The sequence below is a fragment of the Ktedonosporobacter rubrisoli genome, from assembly GCF_004208415.1.
Classification (GTDB): Bacteria; Chloroflexota; Ktedonobacteria; order Ktedonobacterales; family Ktedonobacteraceae; genus Ktedonosporobacter; species Ktedonosporobacter rubrisoli.
Map to the genome: position 1 here is coordinate 8,131,732 of NZ_CP035758.1, position 26,129 is coordinate 8,157,860.

The 26,129-nt window shown below is 52.2% G+C and carries 22 protein-coding genes and 1 pseudogene; 15 read left to right on the forward strand and 8 right to left on the reverse strand.

Annotated elements, in window-relative coordinates; genetic code table 11:
- Positions 1–150 precede the first annotated feature (150 nt).
- Together EPA93_RS50555 and EPA93_RS50560 are read right to left on the reverse strand one after the other, a co-directional pair.
- On the reverse strand, positions 151–333 hold the full coding sequence (locus tag EPA93_RS50555; RefSeq protein WP_277988688.1) for a prephenate dehydratase domain-containing protein: 183 nt from the start codon (positions 331–333) through the stop codon (positions 151–153).
- Between the two features lie 100 nt (positions 334–433).
- A pseudogene (locus EPA93_RS50560) lies at positions 434–757 on the reverse strand (prephenate dehydratase domain-containing protein); the annotation flags it as partial.
- Positions 758–1,201: 444 nt separating this feature from the next.
- On the opposite strand from EPA93_RS50560, the gene EPA93_RS35230 reads away from it, so the two are divergent.
- From EPA93_RS35230 to EPA93_RS35255, 6 genes are all read left to right on the forward strand, one after another.
- Positions 1,202–2,944, forward strand: coding sequence for a thiamine pyrophosphate-binding protein (locus tag EPA93_RS35230; RefSeq protein ID WP_129892002.1), 1,743 nt, complete (start codon positions 1,202–1,204; stop codon positions 2,942–2,944).
- 50 nt (positions 2,945–2,994) lie between these two features.
- Positions 2,995–4,029 carry a 3-oxoacyl-ACP synthase III family protein gene (locus tag EPA93_RS35235; RefSeq protein ID WP_129892003.1) on the forward strand — a complete coding sequence of 345 codons (1,035 nt, stop codon included), beginning with the start codon at positions 2,995–2,997 and terminating at the stop codon, positions 4,027–4,029.
- Positions 4,030–5,091: 1,062 nt separating this feature from the next.
- Positions 5,092–5,715 carry a DUF4388 domain-containing protein gene (locus EPA93_RS35240; RefSeq protein ID WP_129892004.1) on the forward strand — a complete coding sequence of 208 codons (624 nt, stop codon included), beginning with the start codon at positions 5,092–5,094 and terminating at the stop codon, positions 5,713–5,715.
- Between the two features lie 28 nt (positions 5,716–5,743).
- Positions 5,744–7,267: a cache domain-containing protein gene (locus EPA93_RS35245; protein WP_129892005.1), complete on the forward strand. Its 1,524-nt coding sequence runs from the start codon at positions 5,744–5,746 to the stop codon at positions 7,265–7,267.
- A gap of 319 nt (positions 7,268–7,586) precedes the next feature.
- Positions 7,587–8,642: a selenide, water dikinase SelD gene (selD, locus tag EPA93_RS35250; RefSeq protein WP_129892006.1), complete on the forward strand. Its 1,056-nt coding sequence runs from the start codon at positions 7,587–7,589 to the stop codon at positions 8,640–8,642.
- Positions 8,643–8,766: 124 nt separating this feature from the next.
- Positions 8,767–9,318 (forward strand): AAA family ATPase, encoded by a 552-nt coding sequence (locus tag EPA93_RS35255; RefSeq protein WP_129892007.1) that lies wholly within the window; start codon positions 8,767–8,769, stop codon positions 9,316–9,318.
- Positions 9,319–9,544: 226 nt separating this feature from the next.
- On the opposite strand, the gene EPA93_RS35260 is transcribed toward EPA93_RS35255, so the two are convergent.
- The 4 genes from EPA93_RS35260 to EPA93_RS35275 all read right to left on the reverse strand — a co-directional run bounded on the left by EPA93_RS35260 (position 9,545) and on the right by EPA93_RS35275 (position 13,515).
- Positions 9,545–10,501 carry an aldo/keto reductase gene (locus tag EPA93_RS35260; protein WP_129892008.1) on the reverse strand — a complete coding sequence of 319 codons (957 nt, stop codon included), beginning with the start codon at positions 10,499–10,501 and terminating at the stop codon, positions 9,545–9,547.
- A gap of 165 nt (positions 10,502–10,666) precedes the next feature.
- Entirely contained in the window at positions 10,667–11,221 is a 555-nt protein-coding gene (locus tag EPA93_RS35265; protein ID WP_129892009.1) for a TetR/AcrR family transcriptional regulator, read from the reverse strand.
- Positions 11,222–11,293: 72 nt separating this feature from the next.
- Complete coding sequence (locus tag EPA93_RS35270; protein ID WP_129892010.1) at positions 11,294–12,841, reverse strand: sensor histidine kinase; 1,548 nt, start codon at positions 12,839–12,841, stop codon at positions 11,294–11,296.
- Positions 12,838–13,515, reverse strand: a complete 678-nt coding sequence (locus EPA93_RS35275; RefSeq protein ID WP_129892011.1) for a response regulator transcription factor — start codon at positions 13,513–13,515, stop codon at positions 12,838–12,840. The genes EPA93_RS35270 and EPA93_RS35275 overlap by 4 nt, the downstream gene beginning before the upstream one ends.
- 664 nt (positions 13,516–14,179) lie before the next feature.
- On the opposite strand from EPA93_RS35275, the gene EPA93_RS35280 reads away from it, so the two are divergent.
- The 5 genes from EPA93_RS35280 (at position 14,180) to EPA93_RS35300 (ending at position 21,301) form a co-directional block, all read left to right on the forward strand.
- Positions 14,180–15,943 carry a peptide ABC transporter substrate-binding protein gene (locus tag EPA93_RS35280; protein WP_129892012.1) on the forward strand — a complete coding sequence of 588 codons (1,764 nt, stop codon included), beginning with the start codon at positions 14,180–14,182 and terminating at the stop codon, positions 15,941–15,943.
- A gap of 89 nt (positions 15,944–16,032) precedes the next feature.
- Entirely contained in the window at positions 16,033–16,392 is a 360-nt protein-coding gene (locus EPA93_RS35285) for a cupin domain-containing protein (RefSeq protein ID WP_129892013.1), read from the forward strand.
- A gap of 358 nt (positions 16,393–16,750) precedes the next feature.
- On the forward strand, positions 16,751–18,454 hold the full coding sequence (locus tag EPA93_RS35290) for a serine/threonine protein kinase (protein WP_165423610.1): 1,704 nt from the start codon (positions 16,751–16,753) through the stop codon (positions 18,452–18,454).
- 272 nt (positions 18,455–18,726) lie between these two features.
- Positions 18,727–20,469, forward strand: a complete 1,743-nt coding sequence (locus tag EPA93_RS35295; RefSeq protein ID WP_165423611.1) for a serine/threonine protein kinase — start codon at positions 18,727–18,729, stop codon at positions 20,467–20,469.
- 136 nt (positions 20,470–20,605) lie between these two features.
- The gene (locus EPA93_RS35300) at positions 20,606–21,301 is read left to right on the forward strand and encodes a TPM domain-containing protein (RefSeq protein ID WP_129892016.1); all 696 of its coding nucleotides are present in this window, start codon (positions 20,606–20,608) and stop codon (positions 21,299–21,301) included.
- 41 nt (positions 21,302–21,342) lie between these two features.
- Here EPA93_RS35300 and EPA93_RS35305 read toward each other — a convergent pair whose 3' ends face one another.
- The gene (locus EPA93_RS35305; RefSeq protein WP_129892017.1) at positions 21,343–22,197 is read right to left on the reverse strand and encodes a hypothetical protein; all 855 of its coding nucleotides are present in this window, start codon (positions 22,195–22,197) and stop codon (positions 21,343–21,345) included.
- A gap of 430 nt (positions 22,198–22,627) precedes the next feature.
- Here EPA93_RS35305 and EPA93_RS35310 point away from each other — a divergent pair, with 430 nt between their 5' ends.
- From EPA93_RS35310 to EPA93_RS51135, 4 genes are all read left to right on the forward strand, one after another.
- Positions 22,628–23,110, forward strand: coding sequence for an O-methyltransferase (locus tag EPA93_RS35310; protein WP_129892018.1), 483 nt, complete (start codon positions 22,628–22,630; stop codon positions 23,108–23,110).
- Positions 23,111–23,241: 131 nt separating this feature from the next.
- Positions 23,242–24,636 (forward strand): replication-associated recombination protein A, encoded by a 1,395-nt coding sequence (locus tag EPA93_RS35315; RefSeq protein WP_129892019.1) that lies wholly within the window; start codon positions 23,242–23,244, stop codon positions 24,634–24,636.
- A 75-nt stretch (positions 24,637–24,711) separates the two neighbouring features.
- A complete protein-coding gene (locus EPA93_RS35320) occupies positions 24,712–24,924 on the forward strand; it encodes a type II toxin-antitoxin system HicB family antitoxin (protein WP_129892020.1) in 213 nt (70 codons plus the stop codon).
- A complete protein-coding gene (locus EPA93_RS51135) occupies positions 24,914–25,144 on the forward strand; it encodes a type II toxin-antitoxin system HicA family toxin (protein ID WP_129892021.1) in 231 nt (76 codons plus the stop codon). Before EPA93_RS35320 ends, EPA93_RS51135 begins: the two co-directional genes overlap by 11 nt.
- Positions 25,145–25,414: 270 nt before the next feature.
- On the opposite strand, the gene EPA93_RS35330 is transcribed toward EPA93_RS51135, so the two are convergent.
- Positions 25,415–26,128 (reverse strand): ATP-binding cassette domain-containing protein, encoded by a 714-nt coding sequence (locus EPA93_RS35330; protein ID WP_129892022.1) that lies wholly within the window; start codon positions 26,126–26,128, stop codon positions 25,415–25,417.
- Position 26,129 lies beyond the last annotated feature (1 nt).

A 26,129-nucleotide genomic window follows, 5' to 3' on the forward strand; every position in this document is an offset into this window, starting at 1 on the left:
AGCAGGAATTTATCTTTTAAATGGGAAGTACTGGCTAAAAGTAATATCCGGTAAATAGTAGAGCTAAAGTCATTTCTGAATGCATGGGTTTAAAAATACTGCTGGGCTAATTTGAACCTGGCTGGCTCGCTATAGGGAGCTACGGCGCGCTCAAGTAATGATAAAGCGCGTGTGGTTATCTTTGATGCTCTGGATGCCTTCGGCCAGAATCTCCAGTTGGTACAGGCTTGCTGCGGCCATACTGACAACGGCAGCTACGCCCTGCAAGCGTTCTTCGCGAATCAATTTGGCGCTCCCGGTCGTGTTGTAGGTGGCTATGGTCTCTACCCCCATTTTGCGCAAAAAGAGCTCGCTCTGCCCTAGAGCCTGGGGATAAAGAGATAACGCGTTTGATATCGCTCAATTGCTGACCAGGTAGACAGAGCAGGCATTGCTTAATCTGGCAGCTAATTTCAGCTGTGACAAAGACATCATGCTGAAGTAAGAGATCATAGATTTCATAAATACTGCCTGCCTGTGAGTTTTCCAGAGGGACGAGTCCATGACTCGCCTCGCCTGTACTGATGGCCTGAAATACGTCGGCGAAGCTACAGTAAGGAATGAGCTTAGCCTCCTTGTAGCCTTCGCGGGCACAATATTGCTGGGCGGCCATATCCCCGAATGCGCCTCGTTCTCCCTGAAAGGCCAGAGTAATCAGGTGAGCGATACAAGAATTATTGCTTGAATACATGAGTTTTTGTCGAATGGATGCTGCCATGGACTATTCTCCTGCTTATGCTTAGTTGCGGTACCAATTATGGCAGCCTGAATTGAAAGATGTCAAGCATTGTGGTATTTGCTGTAGGTTATTTAGGGTAGGTAATTTAGGCAGGAATTAGACAGCCAGGCAGTAAATTGTTATAACTAGTGATGTTGATAAAATACTTATAAATGAGTATATTTGCATTGAGCATGCTCTCCTGGCTGTTGGAATGGTAGAGCTAGGTCGCTTGTGGGTGATAAATTGATGTATTAAGGATGGTAATACTATTCCTATTACTGGGGATAATATGGCATAATTAATCTAGTAATGGCAAGGACAGTATGATCGGTGCAAAGAAGCTCTTCAAACAGCAAAGCTATGCTGCGATCTTGAGGATGTCTAACGGAAGAAATGCATTCGTAAATTGTTAGGCGAAGAAACCGAAGGGAGCTACTACACATGCAGTCGTTATCTGCCATCCACGTGCTATTGGAGGGGCTTGAGGAGCTCGGGGTAACCCATATCTTTGGTGTGCCTGGGGGGCCGCTGGTGCCATTATTTGAAGCTTTAGCAGAAAGGGAGCGTATTCGACCTGTGCTGGCAAAACATGAGGAAGGGGCGGCTTTTATGGCGGAAGGCTATGCACGCGTCAAACGCGGCCTGGGAGTTTGTTGTGCGACGAGCGGACCGGGGGCGACAAATGCGCTCACCGGGATCGCCAGCGCCTATAGTGATTCTATTCCTGTCCTGCTCTTATCGGCACAGGTTTCTACAAGCACCTTTGGGAAAGGGGCGTTGCAGGATAGTAGTAGTGGCAACTGGAATGTCGATGTTGTAGATATCTATCGTTCGGCTACTAAGCTCTCGTTAATGTTGCAGAATGGGCCTCAGATGCCACATTTGATTCGGCGGGCGATTCGCACTGCGCTGACCGGGCGTCCAGGCGCTGTGCATCTCAATCTTCCGGCCGATGTGGTCAAGCAGGAGGCCCCAGTAGCAGCCTTGAATGTGCTAAAGCATCACGCTCATGTTGCAGCTGGAGGAGATATACAGGCCATTCAGCAGATAGCCCAGGTCTTGAGTACAGCGAGAATGCCGGCCGTGCTGGCAGGCCATGGCATCAATATTTCGGGCGCCTGGGAGCCCTTGCAGCGCGTGGCTGAGGCTGTGCATATGCCGGTGGCCACGACTTTGAAGGGGAAAAGCGCCTTCTCTGAGCGTCATGCCCTCTCTCTTGGCGTGTTTGGCTATGGTGGCCATCCTCTTGCCGATGAATATTTGCTCTCTGATGAGGTCGATGTCCTGCTCATTGTCGGTACCAGTCTCGGCGAGTTTCAGACGCATGGCTGGGATGCGCGTCTGGCCCAAAATCGGATGGTTATTCAGATCGATATAGATCCATTGGAGATAGGCAAGAACTATCCGGTTGATCTGAGCGTGGTTGGTGATGCAAAGGGGGTGCTGACAGCGCTGGCCGAGGCATTGAGCCCGCTTTCTGTGCATGTGCCGCGCTATGCCGATAGTGCCTTGGAGCAGATGCGGGCGTATATAGGGCGTTATTATGATGCACAAGAGTTGCAGGGACAAGCTGAGGTATTTAAGCCGCAGGCCCTGGCGGCGAAGTTGAATGAAGTGTTGCCCGACGAGGCCTTGCTCTTTGTCGATAATGGCAATTGTTTTAGTTGGATCGGCCAGTATTACGAAGCCCGCCAGACGGGTAGCGTCTTTATGGCGACAAATGTGGCCTCGATGGGCTATGCGGTTGCTGCGGCGATCGGCGGCAAGGTAGCCGCTCCTGAGCGACCGGTTGTGGCTGTGGTTGGCGATGCAGCTTTTGCGATGAATGGGATGGAGGTGCACACGGCCGCAGATTACAATATTCCGGTGATCTGGGTTGTCCTCAACAATGGTGGCCATGGAATGGTCTATAACGGTGAGACGCTGATCTGCGGCCGCTCCTTTGCTAGCATTTTTCGCAAGCCGCTTGATATCAGCGGTATCGCGAGAAGCCTTGGCGTGCGTGCTTTCAAGGCCAGCAATCTTGACGAGTTTGAGCAGAGCCTGCGCCTGGCGCTTGCGGCTCAGGAGCCCTGTGTTATCGATGCGCTGGTAGATATCAACGAAGTTCCTCGTTCATTACGGCGTCGTACCGATACGCTTAGCGCTTTCTTCGGGCAGCAAAAAACTACTGTAAATGCATGATGATACCACATACATTGTCCACTTTGAGATATAAAGCCGGAGAGCGAAAGATGGAGAACAGTCTTGCCGGAGGTGAGATGCAGCAGCAGATTGGGATACTGGGGTGCGGCTATAGTGTCCCGCCGCATATTCGCCGTAATGACGATCCCATTTTTAACCAAGTGAAGGGCACTGTCAATTCCCGCGGTATCGCCGAAAAGGATCTGTTTACTGGTATGAGGGAACGGCGCTATTTAGACGGCGATGAGCAGCTAGAAACCTTGATGGTTGAGGCAGCCCAGATCGCGCTAAATCGGGCCAATCTGCTACCTGCAGATATTGATCGACTCTATGGCTACGCTACTGTGTCGCCCTATATCACTCCTAATGCTCTGTATGCCGTCCATCGTGGTTTGAAGCTATCGGAACAAACTCTTGTCGTGCCGGTTAATAATGAGTTCACTAATTTTCTCCTCAGTGTTCTGCAGGCCTGGGAGGCAATTGCCGCGGGCCATTGCACATATGCTCTGATCGTGTGTGGAACTAATTGGACAAAATTTATGGACTATACGCAGGGCCATGCCCTTAGCGTGGGTGATGGGGCAGGGGCAGTTGTGCTGGGGCCCAACGCGCCTTTTGCGCTTGTGGATTACGCTACTCAAACGCTCAGCGAGCAGTACGGAGCCATGACTATGCAAACGCGCGTGATCAGTTCACATGGGCAGCGTCATTTGCTCGTGGATGAGAATAATGTGCCCATCCCAACTTATGAGATTACGCTGGAAGAGGGCATTCGCTCGTTCCAGGTTTCGGGCATGTATGGCTTGCCACAGATGGTTAATGCCCTCTTGAAGAAGTATGATCTCTCAGGCAAGGATATTGCTCTGATTACTCATCAGGCCTCGCGCGTGTTGATGGATCAGTGGGCTTCCAGCATCCAACCCAAAGAATATTTGGATACGTTTGAGCAATTTGGCAATCTTACGCTGGCTACTTATCCTGTCAATCTTGCTTACCATTATCACTCTATTACTGCCGGGTACCTGGTCTTCGCGGCAGTTGGGGTTGGCTATCATCAGACAGCTTTGCTGCTAAAGAGATATTGATAGCCATTATGGTATTAAATTAATATTAAGGAATAGAGCGGTTATAAATCCGCTCTATTCTCTCTAAATAGAGGCGTTTATATGTAACGCTGGCTCCTACCTTAGTTGGAATTTTTGCTTGATTATTTGTCAATTTCTCCTGCCCCTTAAAAAGCTTATTCCTTGCTCCTTCAGCGTCTCAGCTGTGTGGATGAGCTCTCACCCTGGGGCTATTGGCTCGTGAGCTCTCTTTCTCTTCTCCTGCAAACCTCTACAGTAAGTCTATGCCATCTCTAGCGATGACTCCCTGTAAACTCTAACCGGGCTGCATTAATACTTTTTATTTTACTTAAAAGATGTATCTGCGGGCTTTTTAAACCCTGGGATGGTGAATTAGAGGGCAGATGAAGAACAGGCTTTAGTTGACATTAATTTGACGGTATGCTACCATCCTCAACCGAAAGCACTTATGATTAGCTTTACTGAAAAGCTATCTCCGCAAGCTATGCAGGTCAGCTTATTGGAAGCTATATCCTGCAGATCATGCGGATAAGTTCGCCGGTGCCTGGCTATGTAAGCAACTATTTTCCACGGCCTTAGGGCGAGAGAGAGAGTATTGTTTATGCCTGCTATAGCCATTGTAGTTTTTCTTTGCCTGGTCTGACCGTTAGCTCAAATCTTCTATCATGAACCATGAATACAGACAAAAGTATAAATGCTGCACCTGCGCATGTTTTATATGTTATGCTAATATCTAAGCTTATATTATGATCCTGGAGTGGCCTCGATGTCCCTAACCCCTGTTATCTCTGCTTGCGAGGGGGAGAGCAAGCTCATTTTGCCTGCCAATACGCCTGGCAAATTCAGGCCTTCCGCTGCGCTGGAGGCGAACATTGAAGTTCGTCTCTTTATGCTGCTCGGATTGATCCTGCTTACAGGCTTGCGGTGGGTGGATACGTGCTTGCCCCTGGCTGTTCCAGTAAGGTACCTTTATTTCTTATGATGATCTCAGGCAAGGTTTTGGGCTTCGTCACCATGCACGCAAAAGCATGGCTAGATTAGCGTTCAGTGGAGTAAATAATTATGAGCCCGCGAGGAATAGCTACAGATAAACTTGCTGATGTGATCCAGGTTCTCCAGACTGCGCGCAAAACAGGTCTTTTGACTGTAAGGCGTGACGGAGCAACCAGTTCGGTAGAGCAAGGAAGCATCATATTACAGAGTGGACAGGTTTTTGATGCCAGTGTAGGACAGTTGAGAGGAAGGGAGGCCTTCGACTATCTTGTGCTGTGGGGGGCCTGCTTCTTTGCCTTTCAGCCTTTATCCTCGGTGTCAAGTGATTTATTACCGGCTGCCGGCCCAATGCAGACGGGGCCGCTCAACGAGTCATTGCAAACGGGGCCGATAACCGAGCCGATCCAGACCAGAACGGGTCAGACCGGGCCGATCCCGCGCGTTTCTTCTGTAAGACAGGGCAGTGGAGAATTGCCGAGCGTTGCCATGGATGCTCCTCAGCGGTTACATCAGCCTAATGAAGTTTTGCCTTACTTTAATAATTTTGGACTCTCACGTACACATCGACAACTATTTTTGCTGATCGATGGCAAGCGCTCGGCGCATGATCTTATGCGTCTCATGGGCTATCCCCCTGATGTAATCCATGCGATGCTCGCTGAGTTAGAGCGCGTCGGCCTGATTCGTCAGTAAATTTTCGTTGTAAAGGATCGTTTGCTCTATGTCTCAACAAGTCGAAAATGTGGTACAGACGAGACGTATATCTCTATCTGTGTATATACCGCTCCTACTGGCGGCCGCTGCCGTTATCCCTCTACTGGCAGCCCTCCTTAGCCTCGAAAGTTTCTTGCGCCCCCAATTGGTTGATCAGGTCAATACCAGTCTGGAGCGCGATGCGCAGACTCGCGTACAATTAATTGATACGTATCTTGCCGAACGCCTTAACGATACGAAATTGTTGAGTCAGGCTGACCCCATCAAGAGTTTGCTCGCCGGCGATCAGGGAAGCCGCAAGATTGCCGAAAATCTTTTAGCTATTACCCAACACCGCGATCAGGCCGATTTCATCAGCTTATCTCTTCTGAATAATCAGGGCGACCTTGCTATCGCCTCCTATCCTTCTGCCCCTCTGCGGCATGGAAGATATCTTATTCTCCCCGAGGATGTTTCAAAGCTTCAGAGTTCCGATGAAGCACTCATTTCAGATGTATTTTATGACCAGGCAGCCAGGAAAGCTTCTGTAGATCTCTATGCACGGGTGGTCGATAAAGGCAATCATATTTTGGGCTTTGTGCGTATATCGCTGGGACTCCAGCGTGTCTGGGACCCCGTAAATCGGGAGCTGCAGGAGAATGGGACCGATAGCATTGCCTTTATCCTTGACAATAATAAAATTCGTATTGCCTATAGCAATCCTGATCACTCGGGCGCTACGCATTCGCCTTATCTGTTTAAGGCTATCCAAAATATGCCTCAAGACTTGCAGCAAAGAATCAAGGACGAGGATCTCTACGGAAACAGCTCTACGCCTGTGACGGTGGCCGAGGACCAGAATCTTGCAACTTTGTTGCAGCAAGGCCTGACGTCCAATCAGTTTCAGGTGAATCCGGCTGGCGAAAATGAGATCTATCAAGGGGCAAAATACAAGAGCTCGGTCGCCTCCTGGACTTATTATATTCTTAAGCCGACGAACTCTATCACCTCGCTTGTGGATCAGCAGCTTATTAGCTTTTTTCTCATTGTGGTCCTTGTGCTGATCCTGGCGGTCTTTGTGGGTATCGTGACCGGACGACGGATCGCTACACCGATCTTGAATTCGGTGATCTCGCTGCGTAAGAATAGCGCTGCTTTGAAGACGCTTGCCGATGAAGAGCATGAGATGGCGACTGAGCAGGGCTGGATGGTTGAGGCTTCTCAAGTGGCGCTGGATTCGGTGAAGTACTATACTAAGGCGGCCGATGTGGCGGCGCAACGTATTCTGTCTATCAGCACTGAGCTGCGCCAGAGTCCCCAAAGCGCTGAAAAGTTGCGCAATGGCAATACGCTCAATGAGATGATGGAGACTGCAGCCTATATTGAGCGCGCTATCAAGCACCTGGAAACTATGAATGAAAAGCTCTCAACTTCCTTGCGCGTGACGACGCAGGTGACGGAACAGCTTACACGCGGCGCTAAATCGACCGATGAGGCGGCTACGCAGCTTAATAAGATTGTGGACCAGCTAACCGATGTGGTTGGCGAATAGACTGATCTTTTCAAGCAGGCGAAGCCCTTCGCAAGTTTCTGATAACGAGATGGCGTTAAGGCGCGCAAGCCACTATCCTCAAGTGGCAGATATAAGACCTGTAGAGTATGACGCGAGAGTTCTCCCATGAGCTCGGCGCCATACTCTTTTTACTTCGAGCTGTTCGGCACACTGAGAAAAAGGCCCTCCAATCCATACCGGCGGGTCCTTTTCTTGTAGAGAATGAATTGCATTTCTCTAAGAAATAGTAGGGTACGCACTTTTTGTGGTTTAATAGGGGCAGTACTTCTGAACAAGCAAAGAATAGGAAGGTATTTTGATGACAACCAATCAACGTGTGCGGCTTACCGAACTGGCAAGTTGTGCGGGCTGCGCCGCGAAGATAGGCTCAGATATTCTAGCTCAGGTACTGCGTCCTCTCCGCCAACGCAATGTGCCCGCACAGTTGCTGGTTGGCCTGGGAGCGATTGATGATGCCGCCGTGTATCAAGTCAATGAGCAACAGGCCATTATCAGTACCGCTGATTTCTTCCCTCCGGTGGTCGATGATCCCTATACCTTTGGCGCGATCGCTGCGGCTAATGCGCTCAGCGATATTTATGCGATGGGCGGGCAGGTGCTTATGGCTATTAATCTGGTGGCCTGGCCCGAGGATCTGGATACCGCGATCCTTAGCGAGGTGTTGCGTGGTGGGATGGATATTGTGGAGCAGGCGGGCAGCGCGATTGCCGGCGGCCACTCTATCTCGGATAGCGAGCCAAAGTATGGGCTAGCGGTGACAGGCATGGTTCATCCCGAGCGTATCCTGACTAAGGGTGGTGCGAAGCCCGGCGATGTGCTGGTGCTGAGCAAGCCGCTGGGCACGGGACTGTTGACGACGGCCCAGAAGCAAGAGAAGGTGCAGGAGGCGGATATGGCGGCGGCTGTTGCGTCGATGACCAGGCTGAATCGGCGCGCCAGTGAACTGCTGGTCCAGGCCGGCTCTGCTGTGCACGCGGCGACTGATATTACTGGCTTTAGCCTGCTTGGCCATGCCTGGGAGATGGCGCTTCAGAGCCAGGCGCATATGCGCTTTGATTACGCGGCTTTGCCGCTGTTGCCCAATGTAAGGCATTATGCTGAGGCCGGTTGCATTCCCGGCGGGACGCACCGCAATGAGCGCGCTGTAAAGCCTCATGTGCGCTTTGCCGCTAATCTCGATCAGTTCGATCAGGCCATTTGCTTTGATCCGCAGACTTCGGGCGGCCTCTTTGCGGCAATTGAGCCGGCTCTCTGGGCGACGCTCTCGGCTCAGCAAGAAGTGCCTTTCTGGCGCATCGGTGAGGTGACAGCGCTGGCCGGCGAGGGCGAGGAGCCGGTCTTGCGCGTTGAATAAGGCCATCTCTGCCGGCTGAACGTTAGCTGAAAAGAAGCGTGCTCGTTTCTGGCCAGGGGATGAGCACGTCATTGGCTTATGGCGCAGGTTTGATGATATATCTAACGCGGGGAAAGTTTTCACGATGATTGTTATGCTCAACGGCTCGTTCGCTGTGGGAAAAACGACGGCGGCAGAGCTGCTTGTAGAGCGCTTGTATCATAGTATGCTCTACGATCCAGAGGTTGTAGGCGCGGGACTGGCACATATTGTCAGGCCTATTGAGGGCTTTAGCGATTTCCAGGATCTGACGGCCTGGCGAGAGCTGGTAATAGAGACGGCGCGCGTGCTCAAGAGGATCTACGGGCGCACGCTGGTGGTGCCTATGACGCTCTGGCATCGCCCCTATTTTGAGGAGATCGTGGCCGGTTTGCGTGGTCTCGATCCGCACCTCTATCATTTCTGTCTGACTGCACGTAAAGAGACACTGCACAAACGCCTTGCTCAGCGCCAGCATGAGCATACAGAGCAGGCCCTGACCTGGATTCGAGAGCGCATGGAGCGCTGCCTTGCAGCTTTTGAGGCGCCGGCCTTCGCCCTGCAAATTCCTACCGATGAGAGGACTCCCTCTGAGATCGTTGAGCTTATTCTGACGGCAATTGAGCAGGAGTCCGGGCTAATCGGAGCTGGCAGATAGGCAGCTTGTCAAATATTGCCTGAAAGCGAAGGTACAAAGAGGGCGCTACTCATGTTGAATGGCTGGTGAGATCTGGCTTGCGTGGGGACGCGTGGGCGGCTATGTGAGGAGCTCCGGCTGGTGCCGCGTGGAGAGATCTGAGAAGGCGAGCATGGAACGACGCCTCCTCAGTTGCCAGGCCTCCACAGGTTGTGATTACCAGGGAGGCCGTGAAGGTCAGCACTTATCAGGCTTTGACGCTATCTTCGGCGCTGGCCTGGTCCAGGCGGGCGATGGCTGCGGCATCAAGCTTGAGTTCGGTGGCTCTGGTCAGCTGCTCAAGCTGTTCGACGCTTGTGGCGCTGGCGATGGGTGAAGTAATGCTGGGACGCGCGATAAGCCAGGCTAGCGAGATCTGGGCCGGCGTGGCGTTGTATTCTTTTGCCACTTCATCCAGTGCTTGCAGGATGCGGAAGCCGCGCGGATTGAGATATTCCTTGATGCTTCCACCACGTGCGCTCTTATTAAGATCAGCCTCAGAGCGATATTTGCCGGTCAGGAAGCCACTGGCCAGCGCTAAGTAGCTGATTACGCCAAGGCCCTGCTCTCGGCACACCTTTTCAAGACCCTGCTCATAGCTTGCGCGCTCGTATAGATTGTATAGGGGCTCCAGGCTCTCGTAGCGCGGATAGCCATGTTGCTCGCTGACGCGTAGAGCCTCGGCAAGCCGCTCGGCGCTATAGTTTGAGGCACCAATCGCGCGTACTTTCCCCTGCTTGATCAGCTCAGCGTAGGTCTCCAGGGTTTCCTCTAATGGCGTCTCTTTATCATCGCTGTGAGACTGGTAAAGGTCGATATAGTCGGTTTGCAGGCGGCGCAGCGAGGCCTCGACGGCCTGCTGAATGTATTGGCGCGAGAGGCCTTTAGGCGTCTGGTAGGCTACTTTGGTGGTGATAATAATCTTATCGCGGTTCCCGCGCGCTTTGTGCCACTGCCCAATAATGGTTTCGGATACGCCACCAGGATTGCCAGGCGCCCATTTTGAATAGACTTCGGCGGTATCGATAAAGTTACCACCGGCGGCAACATAGGCATCGAGCACGGCAAATGATTGCTCTTTATCGGCGGTCCAACCGAAGACGTTTCCGCCAAGGGTCAGGGTCGTAACTTCTAAGCCAGATCGTCCAAGAGAACGTTTTTCCATGGTGTAGCTCCTCTTTAAGTGCTTGAGATTTTTGATGTTACACGCTGTACTATACAACATCGGCTCGTTTGCGCATAAAAATTTTAAGTAAGTTAACTAACTTGTATATAAGACAGAAAACAAGCGCGGCCCAAGTCATGCTGCAGCAAGAGTACGTTAGCTCGTTTAGAGCGTATCAAGCCAGGCCTCCTGGCGCTCTATCTTGCGCATGAGCATATCCCGCGAGCGACAACCATTTGCCAGCAAGCTAATGCCCTGGACAGCTGCGAAAAGATCGACAGCCAGGTCAGCGGCTTCCTCACCTTTGCCAAGTTGGCGAAACTGCTGTGTGATCCAATCAAGATAAAGCTTGAGCATTTGACCGGCTTGCTCGGCCAGGCGATTATCATCCTTTTCTAGCTCCTGGCACAGACTGCCATAGGGACAGCCGTATTGGACCAGGTATTTCTCATCGGCGCTGTTGCGCACCAGAGCCTTTAAGCGCTGGCGAGGGTCAGGGTCCCGTTCCCAACCTGCCATTTTGGCTCTGATATCTGCAAGATGCTCATTAATCACGGCCTCGGCAAGCAGTTCTTTGGTTCTAAAGTGATAATAGACGTTGCCAAGGGGAATATCAGCTTCCTGGGCAATGTCGGCAAGGGTTGTGCGATAGAAACCCTTGCGGTGGAATAGTGCTTTGGCGGCCTCCAGCAGCCGTTCGCGTTTCCCTTCCTTCTTCAATGTTTTCTCCCGTTAAGTCAGTTAACTAACTAAATTATAGGAGAGGAAGAGAGATATGTCAAGCTCTGCCTATTATTTTGTGCCACGGGGCAAATTCACGATAAAGGTAGAGCCCAGACCCGGCTGGCTCTTCACGCTGACGCTCCCATTATGCGCGCGTACAACCCAATCAACTATGGCCAGGCCCAGGCCGCTGCTCCCACCCTCGTGATGTTGATGCGCTGGATCGGCTCGATAGAAGCGCTCAAAAATGTAGGGGAGATGTTCTGGGGCGATACCCTGTCCGGTATCGCTGACGATAATGCGGGCGGCAGCCTCATCCTGCTCTACTTTGAGCGTCACGTGCCCACCGGCCTGCGTATAGATCAAGGCGTTATCGAGCAAGTTCATCACGACCTGGATGAGACGTGCCTCGTCGCCACAGATAGTGACAGGTTGTGGCGTTTGTACTTCTACCGTGATGCCGCGCTCCTGGGCCAGCTCTTCAGCATTGGCGGCGACAGTCTTGACCAGAAAGTCTAGCTGTACAGGTTCCTGGGCCAGGAGCGTACGTCCTTCGTCGGCGCGCGCCAGCACGAGCAGGTCGTTAATCAGGCGGCTGAGCCGTTCGGCTTCTGTATTTATGCCCTGCAGTACTCCCACATACTCGCGCGGGCTCAGATCCTGCAGGAGCGCTACGTCTGTCTTGCTGCGAATGGCTGCCACCGGTGTGCGTAGCTCGTGTGAAGCGTCGGAAACGAAGCGCTGCTGACGTTTGAAGGCCGCGTCAAGGCGTTCAATCATGTCGTTGAGGGTCATGGCCAGGAATTGCACCTCGTCGCGTGGCTGGGGAACCGGCACGCGCTGCTGGAGATCGCCCTCACCTATGCGCCTGGCTGTCGCGGCAAGCTTATGGATGGGAGCAAAGGCACGCATGGAGAGCCAGGAGCCGATGAGGGCGCACATCATCAGCACTTCGGGCGTGAGTAGTACAAAAAGCACAACTTCCTGGTGGAGCACTGCATGCAGCTGTTTAAGCGATTCCCCTACCTGAACAATGGCGTAGGGCTTGCCATGTCTTGTAAGTGCCTGGCTGGCAATACGTATCTCCTGATCAGAAGATGTCTTGACAGTTCCCTTCCAGGGCTGCCCGCTTAAGGGCTGTGCTAAACTCTCCTCGGGGAGGGAAAGCCTTTGAAAGGCAGGCGTGGCGCGCAGGACACGGCCTTTGCTATCAAGGATGCGCACAATCGAGGAGGCATCGACGTCCACGGCTATGCCAGAGGAGGGGCTGGCCGTCGAGCTCAGGCGGGGGATGTCTCCTATGCTTTCATCAAAGCGAATGTGGCCATTCCGATAGCTGACTTCGTTGGCAATTTGCTGGATGCGCAGATTAAGCGCGGTATCTGCTGTACTTTCCAGGGAGGTATCGAGATGTTTATAGGCCACAGCTCCTGAGCAGAGGATGATGATCGCCAGCACACCTGTGTACCAGCAGGTAAGTTGTAGGCGAATGCCCAGCGGCCAAAAGCGATCGCGCAGTTCCCTGATGGAACGGGCGGCCTCGCTCGCTAAGCAGCCTTGCCAGAGCCGCAGCATATATAGGTGTAGCGATTTGAGGTAAGGAGGTTGCATTTTCATCTCTCTGGCTCCTTCAGCTGGTAGCCGGCTCCACGATGGGTCTGGATGATATCAGGTTCGCCGCTGGCGCATAGCTTGCTGCGTAAAGTACGAATATAGACATCGATGACGTTGGAAAAATGTTCGGCCTCGAAATCCCAGACGTGTTCGGCAATCGTGGTACGGCTCAGGACCTGGCGGGGATGGCGCAAAAGAAATTCCAATAGAGCATACTCTTTGGGCGATAGTAGAATCTGGCGTGCTCCACGGTGCACCTCGCGCGTACTCGTATTGAGTATGATATCAAGAAAGCTTAGCGCTGAGCTCTTGATGGGACCTTCTCGCCTCAGCAAGGCGCGCACACGTGCCTCAAATTCGCGAAAGGCAAATGGTTTGGTCAAATAGTCGTCACCGCCAAGGTCCAGCCCGGTGACCCGATCATCTATGGTACTGCGGGCAGTCAAAAAAAGGATCGGCACCGTTCGCTTCTGGTTGCGCAATTGCCGGCACACTTCAAAGCCGCTAAGAGATGGCAGCATAACATCAAGGACGATAAGATCATACGAGATCGTCAGAGCCATGGTTAGGGCATCTTCTCCATCGCTAACTAGATCGACAGCGTAGTGAAACTTTTCCATACCTTCTTTTAAATCTGGTCCCAGACTGGGATGGTCTTCAGCTATTAAGATACGCACAGCACTGATCTCCTCACGCGCAACATGATAAATACATACATATCTACATCATTTAAGTTTACGAATGACAAGCAAAAAAGCTCAAAGATAGTACTCAGTGACTACAGAATAATGCAAGTTGAGACATAAGCTCAAGCTACAAAGGTCACTTTATGCAGGGGAAACAGCTATTTTTCCCAATGACTATCCAGGGCCGCTTGCTGTCAGCCGCCTGCAGTGGCCGACTTCAGCCTATTTTTCGTATATTTATGCCTGCCAGATATGAAAGGTATATTTTTATTATAAAAAGGATTATTAAAACCTTATGGCCGTGTTGTGATATTTTAGTGTAATATTGCGTATTACTAAATAAGCCTGGTAAGAAGGGCTAAATATATCTTCTCGTTTGTTCCGTCTAGCTCACCGATACCTTTTTGAAGTGCTGGCTTTAGTGGGACAGGAAGTACATCATGTCCTCATGTAGAAAGGTCGTGCGTATGAGTTGAACTAGGATTTTCTCCTGGGAGCATATACAAAGTTCATTCTTGCTGGATCAAGTCACCTCCGCCAGAGAGCCCGGCGAAGGACGGGCCAATTAGCGTGCCGCAAAAATAATGTTGTCTGGTCTTGAGTGTGTGTAAAGCGAACTTCTCTATGCCATTTTCCAAAAGGAGAGCATGTAAAGATGTCTTTGACGAAACGAATGCTGTTTCCCCTCTTTTGCCTGCTGGCCATGCTCATGGTGGCATGCGGCGGAAATAGCGCAGGTACAACAAGTACACCTGCTCAGCAGAATCACCCCAAAGCACCTGATAACAAACAGGTGTTGATTACCAGCGTAGGAGTAGCCGGAGTTTCAGATTTCGATACGCTCGATCCGGCCAAAGCCCCCGATTTTAACGCGCAAACCGCGATCTCTGTGATGTTTACTGGCCTGGTCTCCCTTGACGACAATCTCAAAATCAAGCCTCAATTAGCACAGTCCTGGGATAAATCTGCCGATGGTTATACCTATACCTTTCATCTCAGACCCAACCTCAAATTTAATGATGGTACCCCTCTGACCTCACACGACGTTGCCTATAGCATCGATCGCGCCTTCCAGCCTGCGCTTAAGTCTACTACCGCGCCAAACTACTTGCGCTACATTAAGGATTCGGATAAGCTCAATAGCGGCGCTATCAAGACGATAATCGGTGATAGCCTGTTGACGCCCGATGACAACACGATCATTATTAAACTTAGCAAGCCGGTTGCCTATTTCCTGGATGCCCTTGCCTTCCAGAGCTCTTTTGTTGTGGAAAAGAGCCTGCTGCAGAAATATGGTGAGTTCGGTACCTCCTGGCTTGACCATCTGAATGAAGGTGGCGGAGACGGACCTTTTAAGGTCAAGAGCTATATGCATAATAAAGAGATTGTCTTTGTGCCTAACCCCTATTATTATGGGGCAAAACCTCAGCTCAAAGAGCTGATAATGCCATTATATCAGCACGTAGATACCACGAAGAAAGATTACGAGATAGGCCGGCTTGATGATGCTACGGTTCCTCAGGTCGATTTTGCGCGGGATAAGCAGCGCAAGGATTTTTTCCAGACCCTCTTCCTGGCGATCAGCTATTACACGATGAACTTTAATCAGAAACCCTTTGATAATATCCACATCCGTCAAGCCTTTGCCCTGGCTATCAACAAGGATCTGCTAGCGAAAAATGTCTGGAAAGGTTCGTTTGTGGCTACCAATCATATCGTGCCTGAAGGCATGTATGGATATAATCCCAATTTGACTGGACCGGATGGGACGAAGAGTACCGCCGGCAATCCGCAGAAGGCTAAAGCGCTGTTGCAGCAGGGCATGCAGGAGGAAGGCTACAGCAGCGTGAGCCAGATTCCGCCCATTACGCTGACATTTGCCAGCGGTGGTAACCAGGCTGTCAGGGACGAGGTTGCCGCTATGCAGCAGATGTGGCAGCAGGCGCTGGGGATTACTGTCAAGACCAATGACATTGATTTGAATACCATCTTTACTGATCAGGGTCTGGGGGCCAACAATCCGCTCTCGTTCTACACTGGCCCGTCCTGGGTGGCCGACTATCCCGATCCCCAGGACTGGATCACGCTGCAGTTCGGCAAAGGGACGGCCCAGAACGCCATGAACTTTGGCGAGAACAAAGGACCCGATGCCGCAGCGGAGCAGGCTTTGCAGGCGCAGATGCTTGAGGCCGATACGACCCAGGACCCTACAGCTCGCCTGCAGGCCTATAACAAAATTGAGCAGCAACTTGTCAACGACGTGGCCTGGCTTCCTGTTGAGCAGCAGACCTTCTTTGGCTTGCGCAAGCCCTGTGTACAAGGCTTTGGCTTGAGTGATCAGGGTCTTACCAATCCTGATGATTGGGGCAAGACCTACATCTCAACTGATCAGCCTTGCGTTAACGCTACTGTCTCTTAGGGAGATCTTCAGGGCTGCCATGCGCTTGCGCAATAGGCTATACTGGGATGGTGTTTGTTAGCTTTTTGAGGAGCTGAAAGTAGGAGTCTATGTTGCGTAAAGTAGAGCATGGCAGCATCTTCCCGCGCGAGGATGGGAAGATTATTGATGAGCATTTTGGCGTGCTGCATAGCGGGCAGGATAATTTCAGCCTGGCCCATATGACTGCGCCGGCCGCCTGGCGTGAACCGGCGCAGCTCGCTGATTTTGATGAGCTGGTCATCGTTGTGCGGGGCACGCTGGCTATCGAGGCCGATGCGCAAAAGATAGAGGTCGGTCCTGGCGAATCGTGCCTGGTGGAGCGCGGGACGCGGGTAACTTATAGCAACGCTCGGCAGGATAGCGAGTGCGAGTACTGGTCTTTGTGTATGCCGGCTTTCCGCCCGGAGCGCACAAAGCTTGATGTGTAGATAGTTAGCTTTCTCCAAAGTGGAGCGAGAAATGGTGCCCGACATGCCCTTGTCGCTCCTCTTTTTCTTCAGGCATATCTGCGTGGTTCGCCAACGATATTTCAGGGACCGTACCGCTGGTCTGCTCTGCGTATTCCAGGCCTTAGCTGCGTTTGTCTGACGCGATACATGAAAAAGCTTGTATATGCTCAGCTTATTGATGAGCTGAATAAAGGCATGGATAGCGACTTGACGGGCGGGTTTGGTAGCATCTACAATAGCAATAACCAAAGCTGGTTGAAAACTTACTGTGCCATAATACGCGTGTCTGGCATTTTCATATAGCATTGCCTTGTGCATGCTTTATCAGGAGGCTGCCGTGAGCGATCTAACAGGGCAACAACTGGGGAATTATCGCCTCCTTCGTCTGGTGGGGCAGAGCAAAACCGCTAGTGTTTATTTAGCCCAGCATGTAAGGCTCAGAACCCAGGCGGCTATTAAAGTATGGGCCTCTCCTCTCCAGACGGAGCAGATGGAACGCTTTCAACGAGAGATGCAGCCAGTTGCTGGTCTCATTCATCCTAATATCCTGCGGGTGCTAGATTTCGAATGGGAGAATGCTGCCCCATTTCTGGCTATGGATTATGTATCTGGAGGCTCGCTACGTAGGCTTCATCAGCGAGGCAGCGTTGTGAGCTTGCCGCTGGTGCTGGCCTATGTGAAGCAGGTTGCCAGCGCTTTGCAGTATGCTCATGATCATGATGTTATTCATGGGGATGTAAGGCCGGAAAATATGCTGGTTGGCGAGGGGCGTGCTCTTCAGCTTAGCGATTTTGGGCAGGCTTTCTTGATTCAGGCACCTTTTGTAGGGGCAGGCGAGCAACAGCCAGCATTAGCTGAAGAGGCGAGCCAGGATGCAGGGGACGCTGGCCAGGGCGAGGTGAGCAGTAGCGCAGTATATTATATGGCTCCCGAGCAGCTTCAAGGCAAGCTGCACTCGGCGAGCGATCAATATGGTCTGGCGATTACTATCTATGAATGGCTCTGCGGCGAGCTGCCTTTTGTTGGCACGCCGGAAGAAGTAATGATGCAGCATAGCCAGGCCGAGCCTGAGCCGCTACGCAGTAAGCGGGCCGAGATCCCAGAAGCTATAGAGCAGGCAGTGATGAAGGCGCTGGCCAAAGATCCCTGGCAGCGCTTTAGAAGCATCCAGCGCTTTGCAGCCGCGCTTGAGCGGGCCAGCGGCCTGCAGAATGTAGCCCTGCCTGTCTCCGAAACGCTGGCAAATGGCGAGCCCGTGGGGCAGGAGAATGCAAGTTTGCCTGCTACTGGAAGTGAAGCCGTGCCATTTGTGAGCAAGCCTGAAGAGCCTGCGGCGGCAGTGGCCGCGACTTCGCGCAAACTGCTTTCGCGGCGCACAGCTTTGCAAGGGCTCAGCATTGTGGGGGCCCTTGTGGTTGGGAGTGGCGCGGGGGCTCTGGCCTGGTGGTGGCAATCTCATCAGCCGGCTCCAGTTGCCGCCAACGTGAAGCCAACTCCAACTGCATCTAGAGCGCCGACCGCAACTCCGAGCACTGCTACTACTCAAGAAGCCTTGCCGGCGCCCGCGTCTTTTAAACAGGCCCGTGTTCCCGAGCTTAACATCTCTTTGAATTATCCTTCCGATTGGACAATGCATGCTCCAGAAAAGAGCCTCGGGTTGACGAGAGTTGCCTTTACTCCTCAGCAATTGCCCGGAATCAGTTTTCTGGTTTATCGCTATGCTGACGGGCTCTCCACTGATATTAAGGACGCGGATACGCTGAATCAGGATCATATAGCGACGCTGGCCTCCCAGGGAGCGCCTGGCCTACAAAATACGCCGCCCGCTGCCCCTAAGCCCACCATTGCCGGCTCTAGCTGGTCCCAACAGAGCGCATCATACGTTGATCAGCCTGGCCTCAAGATCACTGTGACCTTTCTCTCGGTGCAGCATGGTAAGGATTATTACAGCATTTATTATATTGCGCCTGACATCGTTCTTGACGAAGCCACCAAGAAATATTATCATCCCATGCTCAATTCATTACAATTTCTCTCCTGAGGGATGGGCCCGCACTTTCTGGCGCGCCGGCCACTCAGCGAGATCCTATACCGAGAGGGGCTGTGTAGGGTCTCGCTGGCGGTCTTTACTGTACTGAAGCTGTTTCTGGAGATTCAACAAGCCAGGAGATTTTAAATATCATAAACTTTTCTAGTCTCTTTTATCAAGGGCACTGTGGGGTAAAGATGGGCTTGAGTGAGGACTGCAGAGATAAACTTGAACTTATAACTTGCTTACACTAGCCATAGAATCTGGCTATAAGGAGATGGCCGGTGAGTGATCGTATTGGACAAAGATTTGGCAACTATCGTCTTATTCGTCTTCTGGGGCGCGGCGGTTTCGCGGAAGTCTATCTGGGCCAACATATTCGACTCGGGACGCAGGCGGCGATTAAGGTTCTCTATGCGCATCTAGCGCAAGAAGATAAGGAGCAGTTTCAGCGTGAGGCCCAGATAATTGCCAGGTTGGTACATCCACATATCGTGAGGGTGCTTGATTTTGATGTCGAGGAAGATATCCCTTTCCTTGTGATGGACTATGCCCCCAATGGTCCTCTACATAGACGCTATCCCAGAGGTACAATCTTGCCTTTACAGCAGGTCTTGACCTATGTAAAGCAGGTGAGCAGCGCGCTTCAATATGCCCATGATCAGCAATTGATTCATCGCGATGTGAAGCCTGAAAATATGCTTGTGAGCAAGAGACAGGATATCTTGCTAAGTGATTTTGGTATCGCGGTTATTGCGCATAGCACTCTCTCGCAGCGCGTGGAAATGATGTCAGGTACGATTCATTATATGGCTCCCGAACAGATCCAGGGCCGCCCACGCTTTGCCAGCGATCAGTATGCGCTGGGCATTACAGCCTACGAATGGCTGGCGGGTGGGAGGCCTTTCAAGGGAACTGCAGCCGAGGTCGCTATGCAGCATAATTTGATGCCGGCCCCACCATTGCGCGAGAGGCGCGCCGATGTTCCTGCCGCTGTGGAACAGGTTATCATGAAGACGCTGGCGAAAGATCCTCGGGCCCGTTTTGCGCGCGTACAGGATTTTGCTTTTGCCCTTGAAGAGGCCTATCATAGTACGGAGCCAGGTAGCCCTCCATTTGTGATACCCGTTCCACCTGGATCGCAATCAGCTACCTCGGGCGAGATGCCGCCTGTTCCTGGTTCACAGCAACCTGTCAGAACTCCTCCTTCAGGCCCGCCTTCTCAACCCGGTTTGTCCTCTTCAGGCCCGCATTCTGCAGTTACTCCAGTAATTTTGGGAAGGTCTGGGCAGGAAGGTAGAGCCTCTATTCCTACGCCTGTTGTGGCTTTGACACCTCGTCGTCCCGCTATTGGTGAGCCGGAAGCTGAGCGAGTTCTGGGAAACATGACACGCCGCACAGCCCTCCGCCTGCTTAGCGTTGTGGGGGCGCTGGCGATTGGCTGTGGCAGCGGAGCCGTAGCCTGGTCGCTCAATCCGGCTCAGCCCCTGGCTTTTCTGCTTCCCCAAAATACGCACGCTGCCGTTAAGAACAACGGCAAGCCCAGCCCCTCTTTTAAGCATGTGTCTGAGGCCACCTTAAATATGGCCCTACAATATCCTGATAACTGGAAGACTGACGGTGTGAGCCAGAGCTCTACAAACGTTTCGCTGCTGCTTAGCTCACCCCAGGATCCACAAACCGCCTTTATGCTTACCCGTATCCTTGATGCGGCTTCCGCTACTATTACGAACGCGGATGAGGTAAATCAGGAAGGCATAGCGCTGATGAGCGTTGCGCACGGGATGAATAATTTGCAGCCAACTCCGAATTCGGCGTCACAGCCGATTGTCGCAGGGACTACCTGGTCGCAGCAAAACGGTACCTTCGAGGATTATGCTAAAGTTGCCTATGACTTTGCGATTCTTGCTACTCAGCATAATAAGCAATATTATAAAATTGTCTATTTTATGCCTGATAAAGGGCATAATACCATCCTGAATACGTATATCAAACCTGTCCTCGACTCGTTACAGTTTCTCTCTTAAGCGCTTGCTGAGAGCCGCCGGAAACCGACTGGCGGCTCTTGCCTTGTGGGGATCGACCAGGCTTAAGAGGGTGCTGTCCCGATTTCATTGCACGAAGCCTTCCTCGTTCTATCTTATAAAAGGGGGGCACTGCATAATGAAACTTTATCGAGAAATGAGCAAGCAATCTGTGTTTTTGGCGCTGGGGCTGGCCTTATTGCTGCTATTTACTAGTGTACAGACCGGGCGGGCCAGCAGCGTGACGGTGCAAGATCAGGCAAGTGTGCTGAATGTAGCGCGCGTGCAGACTGAAGCTGCCAGGCTGGGCCGACCACTTTTTATCTATACGGTGCCGGCGTATGTGGACAGTATGGTAGAAGTATTTGGGGTGAGCAGAGCCTTTGACATGAATGTGCAAGGGCATCTGGAGGATCTCGGCACGGAGCGAGAGAAGGGCATTGTGATCGGGATTGATGTCAAAGATCGCTACGTTTCTATTAAAAGCGGCGATCAGGTGTTATTCTCGGATGAGGATGCCAGGAAGGCGATAAAGACGTTCGCTGCTGCCATGCATCAGGACGACTATAACGCTGCGCTGATCGCTACCCTGCACTTTTTGCAGCAGACGCTTGCCGCCAATGAGAGCGATAATATCTGGGGCATAGTCGGCAAAGTGATTATAGGCCTGGCTGTGCTGGGCGGCATAATCGCATCTATTCGCCTTGGCTTCTTTAAGCAGAGGCCGGACCCCTATCGCCATCGCTACTATCACTCAAGCGATAATTCGAGCGGCGGTAGCTCTTCAAGTGGCGGCGGCAGCAGTACCGGAGGCGGAGCAGGAGGCTTCTTTTAGCCTCTGCCCCACCGGTTCTTGTCTGCTAGAGCAGAAGGAGATCAGCGCATAATATAGTAGCAATGCATGTCTGGCTCCTGCTGCGGCTGCTCTAAAATCGGATCGGCAAAGCTTTGCGTGAACGGCTCACAGACAATCTCTGGTTCCTGCTGTTCCCATTTCTGCTGGAAGGCAGACAAAAGCGCCAGGGCCGACTCAAGCCAGGTGGCATAAAAGGTTAAGCGGCTTTGACATTGGGCGCAGAGGCCTCCGTAGACTGATGGTATGCGCTTAGCGAGAATATCATTGATAGCATGATGGCAGAGATGGCTGCTCGAAGAGGACCAGAGTCCGCGTTGCGTGATCGGGTTATGGCTATAGAGGAGGGTCCAGGGAGCTGCTGACTCCGGCTTGATGGCCAGGAGTTGCCAGCGGTGGCGTGCCTTGCTAATCTTCTGAGCTGCTTGTTTAAGGGCCTGATGTAGAGGTCCATATTCGGTATGGATGCGCCTTAAGGCCTCGCTCAGCGCGCTCTTATCGCCCCATGGAAAAAAAACGAAGGCGCTTATCTGGCCTCCTGGAGTTGCTAGCGCCTGCTCTGGCTCGATCCAGATACAGCTACGGGGGAGTGTGAGGGCGGCACATTCGGCCCGCTGCATAACGGATTCTGTGCGGCGAAACTCTCCAGTTTTCCAGCAAGCGCTCATTGTCCAGAGGTAGTTCTCGCCTCTCTCTAGCATAACTTCACAATAGCGTGCTTTCAACAACTTATCGGCAGCTTGTTGTACTTCTAACGAGTTCAAATTATTTGGATAGCCCTGCGCTGCACTTGCCCTGTCCACATGCTCTAATATTTCGTCAAGCTCGGCTTTGCAATCCTCAATATATTGTCCAACAAGTAATTTCTTCCTTACCATACTTCCCTTCCCTGGCTATATGTATATATGACTTCCTACCTTTGACGGGCAATTCAAGTATACAGCATGAAGTCGGATAAGTGAAGTATAAAAAGTGGGCGGCCAAAAACTTCTAAATTATAGGTGTTCGGCCTGCTAAGTTTTTCTTATAGACATGGTTAGCTATGCTTGATGAGGTTATGCCTGCGGCTCCAGGTGGCAAAACTACATAGGAATATCTCTCTATTGCCGATGGTACTTCCTGGGTGAGGGCTGGCTTTATGTAAGGTTTTGCCACGTTCTTTTCTCTCTGAAATGGGAGCATAGGCAGGGAGAGTTAGAGCAGTTCTGGCGCGCAGAACGCTGGCCCTGTACATGTTCAGCGATCTTGGGCTATACTGTTCCCACAGAGAAGAGATTCGAATAGGCGTACTATATTAAGGAGGTAGCGATGTTAGATGCAGCCCACAGCCGGCCACCAGTAGCCACAGAAGGTATTGCCGCAGAGACGCAGCGTTTAGGCTTTAAGCGAGCCTCACATCCACAGACCGAGGCTCTCCTGCGCACGCTGGCCGCTAGCAAGCCCGGTGGCACACTTTTGGAGCTGGGGACTGGCACTGGCATGGGGACTGCCTGGCTGCTGGATGGAATGGATGCAAGTGCCAGATTACTTACGCTGGATCAGAATGAGGAGACTGTAGCGATTGCGCGCAAATATCTGGGAGCCGATACGCGCGTGAAGTTCCTCTTAGTGGATGTGGCCGAGTTTGTGCAGGCGCAGCCGGCTTCCTCTTTCGATCTGATTTTTGCCGATTGCTATCCTGGCAAGTTCTATCTGCTTGATGAAGCGCTGGCTTTGCTGAAAAAAGGCGGGATCTATGTCGTCGATGACATGCGCCCAGCTCCCGAGGGGGAGATGAAGAGCGCCAGGTGAAAGTCAGAGCTTTGATCGAGAAGCTTGAGGCCATGCCGGGGCTGCGCGTTTTAAAGCTTAACTGGTCAACTGGGATTGTCCTTGCCGTCAAGCGCTAGAGGCTATGTTGAGCGTCTCCAGAAAGGATTTTTATGATCAATCAGGGTTCTCTCTTTGAGCCGGATGAGAGCCAGTCGCCGGCCCCGCCGAAGGTGACGCAGGGTTCGCAGCCTGGCGAGCCGCTGGCTTCGCGTATGCGGCCGCGCGGCCTGGATGAGGTTGTCGGGCAGGAGCATTTGTTGGGGCCTGGGCGTATCTTGCGTCGCAGTATCGAGGCTGATCATATCTCGTCAATGATTTTCTGGGGACCTCCGGGCAGCGGGAAGACGACGCTAGCCGAGGTGATCGCGCTCCATACGCATGCGCGTTTCGTGAGATTAAGCGCGGTCTCGGCCGGGGTGGCCGATCTGCGCAAGGTGATGGAGGAGGCGCGGCGCTATCGACAGGCTAAAAAGCACACTTTGCTCTTTATCGATGAGATCCATCGCTTTAATAAGGCGCAACAGGATGCGGTCCTGCCACATGTGGAGCAAGGTTTGGTAACGCTGATCGGCGCTACGACGGAGAATCCTAGCTTCGAGGTAAATTCGGCTCTGCTCTCGCGGGCGCGCGTCTTCGTCTTGAAGGCTCTAAGCGAGGAGCAAACGCTGGTAATTCTGCGCCGGGCCCTGGCCGATAAGGAGCGTGGGCTTGGCGAATTACAGATTGCGATCTCGGATGAGGCCTTGCAGCAGATCGCGCTCTATGCCAATGGGGATGCGCGTACTGCCTTGAATGTGCTGGAACTGGCCGTCCAGAGCAGTCGGAGCGCCGGCGAGGGGCCAGGAACGGCTAATGTGACGCTGAGCACTGTCGAGGAGGTGATGCAGCACCGGGCCTTGCAATATGACAAGAGCGGAGACCAACACTATGATATGATCTCGGCGCTGCATAAGTCCCTGCGCGGCTCCGATCCGGATGCTGGCCTATATTGGCTGGGCCGCATGCTGGAGGCCGGCGAGGACCCGCTGTATATTGTGCGCCGCTTGATCCGCTTTGCTTCTGAAGATATCGGTATGGCCGATCCCCAGGCCCTCGTTGTTTGCGTGGCAGCTCAGCAGGCCCTGCATTTTGTGGGTCTACCCGAGGGCAATCTGGCCCTGGCACAGGCCGTGGTCCACCTGGCCACAGCACCCAAGAGCAACGCGCTCTACGCAGCCTATAGCCAGGTGCAGGAAGATGTGCAGAAGACGCGTAATGATCCCGTGCCTTTGCAACTGCGCAATGCGCCGACAAAGCTCATGCAGGAGCTCGATTACGGCAAGGAGTATAAGTATGCGCACGAATATTACAAAGAGATGCGCATCGAAGATCCCGAGAGGCCGCCAGCCCAGCAGCTTCAAGCGTACTTGCCCGACAATCTGCGTCAGCGGCGCTACTATGAGCCGGGCTACCAGGGCAAGGAGGCCAGCATTAAGCAATGGCTGGAGAAGCGGCGCGAGGGGTAATTTTGTGGCGATTGTGTACCTCTATCTTGAAAGTTTATAGTTCTGTTGGTATAGTAAATCTCAGGAGGTGAAGATATGAAGGTACGAACCTTTACCGCTGTACTTCATAAGGATGAAGATTTGTATGTCGCCGAATGCCCAGAAGTAGGTACAGTGAGTCAGGGCCACACAGTTGAGGAAGCTGTGGCGAATCTGAAAGAGGCAACTGAGCTCTATCTCGAAGAATTTCCTTTGCCTGAGAATGGGCGAACGTTACTGACTACTTTTGAGGCAACGTATGCCGCCTAAACTACGTCGGGTTTCAGGAGAAGAAGCAATTAGTGTACTAAAGCGTTTGGGCTTTACACCGGTTAGGCAGCGTGGTAGTCATGTTATATTAAAGAAACAGATTGCAGGTAGCGAGTCAGGCTGTGTTGTACCTCTGCATAAAGAACTTGCTATTGGTACACTACGGGGAATTTTGCGCCAAGCTGACGTGACTCCCGAAGAATTTATGAAGAATCTATAGTGTTTGTTGGATGCTACTAGCAGGCAGTGTTATCAGTTACAGTGTTGTACCTATGGGCAAAGCACAAGGTGGTATTCTCACTGTAAGTTATCTGCTGAAAATATGAATCTCAGCGGGAGATAATTAAAAAGTGAGGAAACAATGGTCCAGGAAGTCTTTTGTCTTGGACCAGCGAACATAAATGCCGGCATGTTCTCTAGCGCTTCTGTAAAGTTAAGGCACTTCTGGCTTGCAAGCGAGAAGCAAGGCCTTGATGCGCAGCTCCTTTTGTTAGTGGTCGGGCCGGAAGCCTCCCTCAACGCTGGCTAGGGGAAGATCCGGCGCAGAGGAATTGGCAGTGGCCCTGGGCAACTGCGTCAAAACTCCCGCATCCATTTCGCAGACCGTATCACAAAGCACTTCAATATCCTGGGCATTGTGGCTGGCGAGAAGGATCGTCTTTCCTTGATCCCGCAGACTCAGGATCAGCTCTCGCATCTGTAGAACACCTTGTTTATCCAGCCCATTAAATGGCTCATCTAAAACCAGCAGGCAAGGGTCTTCCATGATTGCCTGGGCGATTCCCAGGCGTTGGCGCATGCCAAGCGAGTATTTATTCACGGTTTTTTTCAGCTTGGGGTCCAGTCCCACCAGTTTCAGGGCCTCACAAATGCTCGCGTCACGAATCTTTCCGCGCAGAGAGGCCAATATCTGCAAATTTTTCTTCCCCGTCAGCCCTGGTAGGAAGCCAGGAGTTTCGATGATCAGGCCCAGACTTTCCGGGAAGTCTACATCTTTGCCAATCTGCTTATTGTGAACGAACACCTTGCCCTTTGTGGGGAGCTGGAATCCGCAGATACACTTCATCAGCACTGTTTTGCCGCTCCCGTTATTGCCAACGATTCCATGAATTTTGCCTTCCTCAAAGTCGTGGCAGATATCATGGAGAACGTGTTCAAGTCCGAAATCTTTGCTTACGTGATCTATGTGAATGGCGATATTCATA

Excerpts from the sequence above, each read along its gene's own strand:
- EPA93_RS35240 (WP_129892004.1), top strand. The coding sequence starts at position 5,092 with ATGAGCCCGCGAGGAATAGCTACAGATAAACTTGCTGATGTGATCCAG.
- EPA93_RS35230 (WP_129892002.1), top strand. The coding sequence starts at position 1,202 with ATGCAGTCGTTATCTGCCATCCACGTGCTATTGGAGGGGCTTGAGGAG.
- EPA93_RS35320 (WP_129892020.1), top strand. The coding sequence starts at position 24,712 with ATGAAGGTACGAACCTTTACCGCTGTACTTCATAAGGATGAAGATTTG.
- EPA93_RS35270 (WP_129892010.1), bottom strand. The coding sequence starts at position 12,841 with ATGAAAATGCAACCTCCTTACCTCAAATCGCTACACCTATATATGCTG.
- EPA93_RS51135 (WP_129892021.1), top strand. The coding sequence starts at position 24,914 with ATGCCGCCTAAACTACGTCGGGTTTCAGGAGAAGAAGCAATTAGTGTA.
- EPA93_RS35315 (WP_129892019.1), top strand. The coding sequence starts at position 23,242 with ATGATCAATCAGGGTTCTCTCTTTGAGCCGGATGAGAGCCAGTCGCCG.
- selD (WP_129892006.1), top strand. The coding sequence starts at position 7,587 with ATGACAACCAATCAACGTGTGCGGCTTACCGAACTGGCAAGTTGTGCG.
- EPA93_RS35285 (WP_129892013.1), top strand. The coding sequence starts at position 16,033 with ATGTTGCGTAAAGTAGAGCATGGCAGCATCTTCCCGCGCGAGGATGGG.
- EPA93_RS35330 (WP_129892022.1), bottom strand. The coding sequence starts at position 26,128 with ATGAATATCGCCATTCACATAGATCACGTAAGCAAAGATTTCGGACTT.
- EPA93_RS35300 (WP_129892016.1), top strand. The coding sequence starts at position 20,606 with ATGAAACTTTATCGAGAAATGAGCAAGCAATCTGTGTTTTTGGCGCTG.
- EPA93_RS35260 (WP_129892008.1), bottom strand. The coding sequence starts at position 10,501 with ATGGAAAAACGTTCTCTTGGACGATCTGGCTTAGAAGTTACGACCCTG.
- EPA93_RS35305 (WP_129892017.1), bottom strand. The coding sequence starts at position 22,197 with ATGGTAAGGAAGAAATTACTTGTTGGACAATATATTGAGGATTGCAAA.
- EPA93_RS35280 (WP_129892012.1), top strand. The coding sequence starts at position 14,180 with ATGTCTTTGACGAAACGAATGCTGTTTCCCCTCTTTTGCCTGCTGGCC.
- EPA93_RS35310 (WP_129892018.1), top strand. The coding sequence starts at position 22,628 with ATGTTAGATGCAGCCCACAGCCGGCCACCAGTAGCCACAGAAGGTATT.
- EPA93_RS35245 (WP_129892005.1), top strand. The coding sequence starts at position 5,744 with ATGTCTCAACAAGTCGAAAATGTGGTACAGACGAGACGTATATCTCTA.
- EPA93_RS35255 (WP_129892007.1), top strand. The coding sequence starts at position 8,767 with ATGATTGTTATGCTCAACGGCTCGTTCGCTGTGGGAAAAACGACGGCG.
- EPA93_RS35235 (WP_129892003.1), top strand. The coding sequence starts at position 2,995 with ATGGAGAACAGTCTTGCCGGAGGTGAGATGCAGCAGCAGATTGGGATA.
- EPA93_RS50555 (WP_277988688.1), bottom strand. The coding sequence starts at position 333 with ATGGGGGTAGAGACCATAGCCACCTACAACACGACCGGGAGCGCCAAA.